Origin of the sequence: Kitasatospora sp. NPDC059571, assembly GCF_042735675.1 — a bacterium.
Lineage (GTDB): Bacteria > Actinomycetota > Actinomycetes > Streptomycetales > Streptomycetaceae > Kitasatospora.
The window spans coordinates 1-8,826 of sequence record NZ_JBHWBW010000283.1; the positions used below are offsets into that span (position 1 = coordinate 1).

An 8,826-nucleotide genomic window follows, 5' to 3' on the forward strand; every position below is an offset into this window, starting at 1 on the left:
CCCCCGTCCCGCGCGGCCGTCCGCGAAGCCCGGACCGCTGCCGGGCGGCTCACGCCCCGGCCGCCGCCCGGTCGTCGAGCGGCCGGCGGCGCGCGGCCGGGGTTAGGGCGGGCGAGCGCCAGGCGCCGTCGGGGTGGGAGAGGTCGGTGCCCGGCGGCGCGATCTCGTCGATCCGGTCGAGCGTCGCGTCGTCCAGCGTGAGCGCGGCGCCCTTGAGCAGGCCGGTGAGCTGGTCCACGGTGCACGGCCCGATGATCACCGAGGCGACCGCCGGATGGGCCAGCGGAAAGGCCACCGCGAGCTCCGGCAGCGAGCAGCCGACGCCGTCGGCGAGCTCGACCAACTGCTCGACCACCGCCAGCTTGCGGGCGTTCTCGGGCAGCGCCGGGAAGGCCTTCCCCCCTGGAGGACGTCCAGCAGGCCGTGGCAGTCTGCGGCCGGACCGGGAGCCGCAGACGGCGACTGCCCGCGGACACCGTCCTCTACTTCGGGCTTCCCGCCGGGCGAGGCCGACGTCGGGCACTTCGCGACTCCCGCCGAGCGCCGCAGCGCGGCTGCCGCAGGCGCGGGTCGCCGTCCTCGCCGAGTACGGCGGGGGCGGGGTGTTCGGAGTCGAGGTCGGGCCGGGCGCCGCCCCGGAACGGGCCCTGGCCGCCGGGCTCCTGCCCTTGCTCTCCGACGGCATGCTGCCGGTGGCGGACCGGGACTTCCTCGACCTCGGCGGCTGGTACGCGGCCAGGGCCGCCGGCGCGGGCGTCGTCTGGCACATCGGCGACGAGGTGGCGCCCGCCGCGACCGACCCGCTGGAGGACGGGTCCGTCCCGCTGGAGGACGGGTCCTGCCTCGCCGATCTGCCGGCCCCTGACGGGAGCGGGAGCGAGCGGGTCCGCGCGGTCGGGGCACACTCCCTCGTCACCGGCATCACCGATGCGCGGCGCGCGACGGCCGGCGAACTCGCCGCGCTGTACGACCGCGGACGGGCGGACCCCGATGTGCTCCGGGCCATCCGGACCAGGTGCGGCGGACCGACTCCGGTGCTGCGCTCCCGCGACTCGGGAGGCGTCGAACAGGAGGTCCTGGGACTGGTCCTGGTGCCCCATGCGCTGCGCGAGTTCCTGCCCCCGGGGCGGTAGTAGTGAGGCCGGTTCGGCCTGCCCCGATCAGGGAGCGGGCCCGGGGCGGGCCCGCCGTTCTCCGGCCCGCCTCACCCGGCCGCCGGGGCCGGTGGCTGCCCGGCCCCCGCCGGTCCGCCTCGGCGCTGCAGCTCCGGGGTCGACAGGCCCACCGCGGTCACCACCACCAGGCACATCAGGCCGCCCGTGACCAGGGCGGTCGCACCCGACGACCACCCCGCCACCGCGCCGGCCCGGAGGTTCCCCAGCTGCGGGCCCGCCTGGCCGACGATCGTCTCCGCGGCCGTCACCCGGCCGAGCAGCGCATCGGGCGTGCAGGTCTGCACGATCGTGGTGCGGGAGAGGACGGCCAGCGCGTCCGCGGCGCCGGCCACGACCAGGAGCCCCAGGCCCGCCCAAGCGCTGGTCGTCAGGCCGAACCCGGCGAGGGCGGCACCCCACGTACCGGCGGCGCAGAGCATCACAGGGCCCGGGCGCGCCAGCCGCGTGACGGGACCGGAGAGCGCGGTCGTGGCGACGCCGCCCACGGCGAGCGCGGACAGGAACAGGCCGAGCGTGCGCGGGTCGCCGTCGAAACGCTCGCTGTTGACCAGGGGGAAGAGGCTGGCCGGCATGGCCAGCACCGTGGCGGCCAGATCCGTCAGGAGCGCGCCGCGCACCACACGGTGGCCGGTCAGGAACCGCAGGCCGTCGGCCACTCCGCCCAGCCCCGGACGGGACTTCTCGCCCACGGGCGGCATCGCGGGCAGGCCGAGGGCGGAGGCGAACGAGACCGCGAAACTGAGGGCGTCCAGCAGGTAGCAGACGCCGGTGCCCCACCAGCCGAGCACGACCCCGGCGGCGGCCGGACCGAGCAGCATCATCGCCTGCCCGGTGACCTGGTTCAGCGCCAGTGCGGCGGCCACCTGGTCCTTCGGCAGCAGCCGTGGCACGAACACCCCCGCGGCCGGAGCGCCGACCGCACCGAACGAGGCCTGCACCGCCACCAGCGCCAGCACGACGGCCACCGGAGCGTGCCCGGTGAACCCCTGCACCGCCAGCAACAGGGAACAGGTGGCCTGGCCGGCATTGCCCAGGAGGTAGACGCGGCGCCGGTCGGCCCGGTCGACCCAGGCCCCGGCGAACAGGCCGATGCCGATCATCGGCAGCGCCTGCGCCAGCCCCACCGCCCCGCTCCACACGGTACTGCGGGTCGTGTCCCACACCTGGAACATCACGGTGACCATGGTCATGAAGCTGCCGAGCGTGGACACCGTCCGCCCGATCAGCAGGCGCCGGAACAGCGGAGACGTCCGCAACGGCCGTACATCGATCAATGCGCGGGCGAGGTTCATCGGGGGAGGGCCGAAACCGGCTCGAGCTGATTCACGTCGAGACCCTAGCCGATGGCCCCGGCGCCCGGGCCCGGTCGGTGCGCCGCACCTCCCGCCCGCGGCCTGACCCGTCGCGCCCGGCCGGGTGGACCAACCCGGGCGGCCGGGGGAGGCTGAGATCGGCCGGCTGAGATCGGACGGCGTCCTCGCCGCCCCGGAAGCACGGTCCGCGAGAGAGGAGATGACGTGATCGAGCAGCTGGAGGACATGCCCGCGGGGGTCATCGGATTCACGGCGGGCGGGAGGCTCTCGGCGGAGGACTACCGCGACGTGGTGCTCCCCGCACTCGAACGGGCCGCCGAGGCCGGCGAGGTCCGATTCGTGATCGTCATGGAGGACTTCCACGGCATGTCCGGCGGGGCGCTGTGGCAGGACCTGAAGATGGGCGTCGAGCACCTCCGGGTGTGGAAGCGCATCGCGCTGGTGACCGACATCGAGTGGATGCACCACCTGGCCGGCCTGTTCGGCTGGATGACTCCGGGGGAGATGCGGACCTTCCCGCTGGACAGGCGGGCCGAAGCCGTCGAGTGGGTGCGCGGCTGAGGGCGGCCGGCGACGGGAGTCCGTGAACGAGGGGCAGGAGAATGCCTTGGCCGGAGCGTCCCGCGGCCTGTACAACTCATTCGACTCCCTGCTCGGACCGTTCCCCTGTGAGGTGCCGTGAGACTGCCCCGGCTGCCCGGAGCACGCCCCGCCCGAACTGCCCAGGCCCCCGATCGCGAGGCCGGCGACCGCGAGGTCCGCGCCGCATGGCAGTCGGCCACCCGGCTCCGCACTCCACCGGGCCCTCCGGGCGGCCGGCTGCGCCGGCTCGTCGAGCACACCCTGACGATCGACATCGAGGCGCCCGCACGGCGGGTCTTCGAGGTGTACGCCGACGTGCGCAACCACATGGGCGCCCACTCCTTCCTCCAGCGGCTCGTCATGCACGCGGAGGCGGCCCAGCAGGACGTCCGGACGGTCGACTTCACCGCCTTCGAGGCGGTACCCGTGGCCGGTGTCCGGGTCAGCACCGCCGTCCACGTGCGCCAGCGGATAGATCACCGGAACCTCACCTACGAGACCGTCACCTGGTCGTCCCCGGCCGTCATGACGCGACAGAAGGTCGTCGTCACCGCCCTGGACGACGGCCGCACCAGGGTCGACGAGACCCTCGCCTTCGAGGCCAACCTCCTCCTCGCCCGATTCGCCGCAACCCGTGGCACGGCCGCCCACCTGGCGACCCACCACCACCTGAAGACCGCCATCGAGACCGGCCGATTCGCCGACGCCGACCGCTGAGGCGGTATGCTGCGCCGCCCGGTCACGGCACTGGGTTTCCCGGTCGTCGGTCCTGAGCGACGTCTACGTGAAGGAGCACGGATGAGCGTGATGGGGGTCTGGGTGGTCGGCGTCGTGGCGGACGATGTCGTCGAGGAAACGCGCCGCCGATTCCCCGACGCGGCGGGTGCTCACGGCACGTGGCCGGAGTCGTCCGCCTGCATGAGCCCGTGGCGCAAGGAGTTCGGGCCGGCAGGGTCGTTGGACAGGGCGCCCGAGCGGCTGTCGCGCACCGACGAGATCGTGCGCTTCGCCGACGCGGTCGACAGAGTCCGGAACGACGAGAGCGAGGTGGACGAGTTCCAGGACCATCTGTTTCACGCCGTCCCGCAGCAGGAAGGCGAAGGCCTGTTCTGTGCCGCCGTACCCAGGGGTGACGGCGCGGCGGCGCTCATGTGGGCGCTCGGCCTCGACACGACGCTCCGACTCCCCGGGTGCTGCGGGCAGTTCCTCTTCGATGCCTCCCAGGCACGTTCCGCTCTCCCCGCGGCCGAGCAGGCACTCGCCATGGACCCGCCGCGCCGGGCCCACGTGGCCGCCCGGGTCCGGCAGTGGCTGGACGAGATGGCGGACGACCCGAATCACGACATCGACGAGCTGATCGACGGCCCGCTTCGGGTGCTGCGTTACGCGGCGCGCAAGGGAGTTGGCGCTGTCGGGCTCACCCTGTGGTACTGACGGGACGGCATGGACGCGCCGGCTGCTGCTCGTAGTCGTACACCAGAGGGTCAGCCGCAATGAATTCAAGCCGCGTTAAAGACAGCTGAGATGAATGGGCCGGGGCCGTTCGGTCGACCGCCCGGCGGGGTCGGCCCCTGCCCGGCGGACCCGGCGGGCAGAATCGGAATGCCCCGTCCGCCTCCGGAAGGACCCGCCTCGTGAACAGCGCCGATCTGCTGGCCGACGCCTTCGACCGGATCCGCGAGAGCGTCCACGACGCCGTCCGCGGCCTCGACGCGGACGCGCTCTCCACCAGCCCGGAGGTCGGCGCCAACACCGTCGCCTGGCTGGTCTGGCACCTCACCCGGATCCAGGACGACCACGTCGCCGACGTGGCCGGCGCCGAGCAGCTCTGGACGGCCGACGGCTGGGCGGACCGCTTCGACCTGCCGTTCCCGCCCGGCGACACCGGCTACGGGCACGGGCCCGCCGAGGTGGCGGCCGTCCGGGTCGACTCGCCGAAGCTGCTCACCGGCTACCACGACGCCGTCCACGCGCGGACCCTGGACTACGTCCGCACGCTCCGCGCCGCCGCCCTCGAACGCGTCGTCGACCGGCGCTGGGATCCGCCGGTCACCCTCGGGGTCCGGCTGATCAGCGTGGTCGCCGACGACCTCCAGCACGCCGGGCAGGCCGCCTACGTGCGCGGCATGCTGCTGCGCCGCCCGACCCGGGGCTGAGCCCGACCGACCCACCCGCGGTCACCCTCGGCCGACCGCCGACCGCCGACCGCCGACCGCCGACCGCCGCCCGCCGACCGCCGCCCGCCGACCGCCGCCCGCCGACCGCCGCCCGACCCGTGGCCGAGGCGGTACGGGCCGCGGCCGCGCCCGCCGCTCAGAGCGGCAGTCGCAGCCCGCCGCCGTCGTCCGCGGGCAGCGCCAGTGCGGCGGACACCGCGGCCGGGAGCCGGCCCAGGCCCAGCAGCCCGGCGGTGAGCTCGGCGGTGGTGCGGTGCCAGGTGGGCGCGCGGTGCAGCAACGTGTGGCCGCTGCGGGCGACCAGGTAGCCCGCCGTGTGTGCGCCCGCCGAGCGGGCCCTGGTGGCGAAGACGGCGGCTGCCCCCGGATCGGTGATCTTGTCGCGCTCGCCGTGCAGCACCACCACCCGCCGGCCCTCCAGCTGGTCGCAGGGCTCGCCCTCCGGGCACCACGGGGCCAGCGCCACCACGCCGGTCACGCACGGGTGTCCGGCGGCCCGCAGCGCCGCCCGGCCGCCCATCGAGTGCCCGATCAGCACGGTCGGGATCGGTCCGAGCTCCTCGGCGAGGTCCTGGAGCGCCGCGGTGGTGTCGCGGGCGGCGTCGGCCCGGTCGCCGTTCCAGCCCCGGCAGCGGTAGCGGACCACGCCGACGGCCACGCCGGCCCCTGCGGTGGCGCGCTCCACGGCCCGGGCGAAGGGCCGCATCCGCAGCCCCGGCAGGTTGACCGGACCCGGGCGGTGCACCCCGTGCTCCTGGCCGCCGTGCAGCACCAGCACCGCCGCGCTCGGCGCGTCGGGCCGCCGGCGCCACTCCAGCGCCCGGTGCTGGCCGGAGGCCCGGTGGGCCACCGCCTGTCCGTCCATGTCCGTCACTCCCGTCAGCCGAGGGTGTCACTGTACGCGGCGCCGTAGGCGAACCGTAAGGCGCTCACGCGGGTGCCGGCGGCCCGCGCCTCATAGGGTGTGACCGCGGCGGTACGAGCCTCGGGCCGCCGCATTCGACCGGAGCTCACCACCCCAAGGAGTGGCCATGGCTGACGCCCCCTCGACCGCCCCCTCGACCGCCCGCCCGGCACCGCGCGCCGCCGGAGCACCCGTTGCCGAGATCGGCGTGATCGGCGGGTCCGGCCTGTACGCGCTGCTCGACGACGTCATCGAGGTCGCCGTCCAGACCCCGTACGGATCGCCCAGCGACTCCGTCTTCGTCGGCGAGGTGGCCGGCCGCAGCGTGGCCTTCCTGCCGCGCCACGGCCGCGGCCACACCCTTCCGCCGCACCGGATCAACTACCGGGCCAACCTGTGGGCACTGCACTCGCTCGGGGTCCGTCAGGTGCTCGGCCCGTGCGCGGTCGGCGGGCTGCGCCCCGAGTACGGCCCGGGCACGCTGCTGGTGCCGGACCAGTTCGTCGACCGCACCGGGCCGCGGGTGCAGACCTTCTACGACGGCCTGCCGCTGCCGGACGGCTCGGTGCCCGAGGTGGTCCACGTGTCGATGGCCGACCCGTACTGCCCGGACGGGCGGCGCACCGCACTGGCCGCCGCCCGCGACGACGCCTGGGAGCCGGTCGACGGCGGCACCCTGGTGGTGGTCGAGGGCCCGCGCTTCTCCACCCGCGCGGAGTCCCGCTGGTTCACCGCCAACGGCTGGTCGGTGGTCGGCATGACCGGGCACCCGGAGGCCGTGCTGGCCCGTGAACTCGCCGTCTGCTACACCTCGCTGGCCCTGGTCACCGACCTCGACGCGGGCGTCGAGACCGGCGAGGGCGTCACCCACGCCGAGGTCCTGGAGGTCTTCGGCCGCAACGTCGACCGGCTGCGCTCGGTCCTGTTCAAGGCCCTGGAGGGTCTCCCGGCCGCCCGGGACTGCGTCTGCTCGCATGCCCTGGACGGCCTGGAGACCGGCCTCACCGGCGTCTGACCGGCCTCACCGGTGCTTCACCGGGGCGCCGCCCCGCTGCCCGGCCCGCCGGTCGGCCCGCCGACGGGCCCACCGCCGCGCCACAGCCCACCCGGCGGTGGCCGCGGCGACGGCGGCGAGCAGCAGCAGCCAGTTCCGCAGGTACGGCAGCGGCAGCACAGTCGGGTTGCCGTGGTCGTCGCCGGCCCGCAGCACCGACGGCAGCCCGACCGCGGTCAGCGCGGCGGCCACCACCAGCCCCGAGCGCACCGGCGTGCTCCGCGCGAAGGACGCGCCCGCCAGGCAGACCAGCGGCACCCACAGCCCGTCGTGCAGCAGCAGCCCGCCGACCGCCCACCACAGCACCGACAGCGGATCGCTCTCGTACCGGTCCTGCAGCAGCCCGGCGATCCCGTAGCCGATCATCGCCGCGCCGCCCAGCGCGCCCGCCGCGCGCACCAGCCGCACCGCCCGGCCGCCCATCACAGCACCTCCATCCGGACCACCCACTTGGTCTGCAGCACGCCCGGCCGGTTCGGCGCGATGACCCGCGCCGGGTAGCCGTGGTCGGCGTCCAGGACCTCGCCGTTGACCCGCAGCGCGAGCAGCGTCAGGCCGTCCCGGGCGTATGCGGCGGGCATCTCCATCACCCGGTACGGGCCGTCCGCCTCCAGCGAGGTGAACCGCACCCGGGCATCGGCCGGCGCGCCCGCCCGGTCCAGCAGGTCGCGCACCCGCACCCCCGACCAGCGGGCCGAGGCGCTCCACCCCTCGACGCAGGCGATCGGCAGCTCCGCCTCGACCTGCGGGAGGGCGGCCAGTTCGGCCAGGCCCAGGGTGTACGGCCGCGGCCCGACCACGGTCAGGCGCCAGTCGGCCGGGACGGCGGTGGTGCCCGCCTGGACGGCCGTCCGGTTGACCGGCAGCCCCTGCGGGCCGATGTCGGGACGGCGCGGCGCGAGCAGGTCCAGCCGGCGCAGCCACGGCACGGTCTGGCCCGCGGTGGTCAGGGTGACCGCGGCGACCGAGGCGGTCACCGCGCCGAGGAACGCCCGCCGCCCGGCGAGCGGCGGCACCGGCCGCCGCCAGTGCTCGGCGATCTCCGGGCCCTTCGCCGCGATGTGCAGCAGCAGCCCGCCGGTCGCCGCCCAGGCCAGCCAGAAGTGGGTCTGCCGGAACGGGAACGGCCAGGGGTACCACTGGACGGTGTTGAGCAGCCCGGTGAACACCTCCAGCAGCATCGCCGCGACCAGCACCGCGATACCGAGCCGCTCCAGCGCGTGCCGCACGCTGCGCACCGGCGGCCAGGCGAACAGCTGCGGGTAGACCGTCCACAACTTGGCGCCCAGCAGCGGGATCGCGGCGATCCCGCTGATCACGTGCAGCCCCTGGGTGATCCGGTAGCCCTGGACCGGCCGGGGCGGCAGACGGTCGCGCAGCCAGGTCGGCGGGTCCTGCAGCAGATGGCTGGCCAGCCCCGTGAGGAAGCAGACCAGCACGGCCGCGCCCAGCCAGCGGCCGATGACCACGGCCGTGCGGGGCTCGTGCAGGCGGGAGCGGAAGGCGCCCTCGCGCCGCGGCCCGCGCCGCAGCGCCTCGGGCGGGGCGGGCAGCGGCAGGTCGAGCCGCGGGCGGCCGCGGGCGGGGGTGTCGGTGTCGTTGTCCACCACTCCATCACCTG

The 8,826-nt window shown here is 75.4% G+C and carries 10 protein-coding genes and 1 pseudogene; 6 read left to right on the plus strand and 5 right to left on the minus strand.

Annotation, left to right across the window (positions count from 1 at the left end):
* Window positions 1-49: 49 nt before the first annotated feature.
* Window positions 50-388, minus strand: a pseudogene (locus ACFV0G_RS26065) (aldo/keto reductase); the annotation flags it as partial.
* Between the two features lie 214 nt (window positions 389-602).
* On the opposite strand from ACFV0G_RS26065, the gene ACFV0G_RS26070 reads away from it, so the two are divergent.
* The gene (locus ACFV0G_RS26070) at window positions 603-1,133 is read left to right on the plus strand and encodes a hypothetical protein (protein WP_380552664.1); all 531 of its coding nucleotides are present in this window, start codon (window positions 603-605) and stop codon (window positions 1,131-1,133) included.
* A gap of 71 nt (window positions 1,134-1,204) precedes the next feature.
* Here ACFV0G_RS26070 and ACFV0G_RS26075 read toward each other — a convergent pair whose 3' ends face one another.
* On the minus strand, window positions 1,205-2,467 hold the full coding sequence (locus ACFV0G_RS26075) for an MFS transporter (RefSeq protein ID WP_380552667.1): 1,263 nt from the start codon (window positions 2,465-2,467) through the stop codon (window positions 1,205-1,207).
* 225 nt (window positions 2,468-2,692) lie between these two features.
* Between ACFV0G_RS26075 and ACFV0G_RS26080 the strand changes: the two genes are divergently transcribed.
* From ACFV0G_RS26080 to ACFV0G_RS26095, 4 genes are all read left to right on the plus strand, one after another.
* On the plus strand, window positions 2,693-3,049 hold the full coding sequence (locus tag ACFV0G_RS26080) for an STAS/SEC14 domain-containing protein (protein ID WP_380552670.1): 357 nt from the start codon (window positions 2,693-2,695) through the stop codon (window positions 3,047-3,049).
* A gap of 117 nt (window positions 3,050-3,166) precedes the next feature.
* Window positions 3,167-3,787: an SRPBCC family protein gene (locus ACFV0G_RS26085; protein WP_380552673.1), complete on the plus strand. Its 621-nt coding sequence runs from the start codon at window positions 3,167-3,169 to the stop codon at window positions 3,785-3,787.
* Window positions 3,788-3,868: 81 nt separating this feature from the next.
* Window positions 3,869-4,504 carry a hypothetical protein gene (locus ACFV0G_RS26090; protein ID WP_380552676.1) on the plus strand — a complete coding sequence of 212 codons (636 nt, stop codon included), beginning with the start codon at window positions 3,869-3,871 and terminating at the stop codon, window positions 4,502-4,504.
* A gap of 200 nt (window positions 4,505-4,704) precedes the next feature.
* Window positions 4,705-5,226, plus strand: coding sequence for a DUF664 domain-containing protein (locus ACFV0G_RS26095; RefSeq protein WP_380552679.1), 522 nt, complete (start codon window positions 4,705-4,707; stop codon window positions 5,224-5,226).
* A 157-nt stretch (window positions 5,227-5,383) separates the two neighbouring features.
* Here ACFV0G_RS26095 and ACFV0G_RS26100 read toward each other — a convergent pair whose 3' ends face one another.
* A complete protein-coding gene (locus ACFV0G_RS26100; RefSeq protein WP_380552682.1) occupies window positions 5,384-6,112 on the minus strand; it encodes an alpha/beta fold hydrolase in 729 nt (242 codons plus the stop codon).
* Between the two features lie 166 nt (window positions 6,113-6,278).
* Here ACFV0G_RS26100 and ACFV0G_RS26105 point away from each other — a divergent pair, with 166 nt between their 5' ends.
* Entirely contained in the window at window positions 6,279-7,166 is an 888-nt protein-coding gene (locus tag ACFV0G_RS26105; RefSeq protein ID WP_380552685.1) for an S-methyl-5'-thioadenosine phosphorylase, read from the plus strand.
* 6 nt (window positions 7,167-7,172) lie between these two features.
* Here the strand turns inward: ACFV0G_RS26105 and ACFV0G_RS26110 are convergent, their stop codons facing one another.
* The gene (locus ACFV0G_RS26110) at window positions 7,173-7,628 is read right to left on the minus strand and encodes a hypothetical protein (RefSeq protein ID WP_380552688.1); all 456 of its coding nucleotides are present in this window, start codon (window positions 7,626-7,628) and stop codon (window positions 7,173-7,175) included.
* Window positions 7,628-8,737 (minus strand): molybdopterin-dependent oxidoreductase, encoded by a 1,110-nt coding sequence (locus tag ACFV0G_RS26115; protein ID WP_380552694.1) that lies wholly within the window; start codon window positions 8,735-8,737, stop codon window positions 7,628-7,630. The genes ACFV0G_RS26110 and ACFV0G_RS26115 overlap by 1 nt, the downstream gene beginning before the upstream one ends.
* Window positions 8,738-8,826 lie beyond the last annotated feature (89 nt).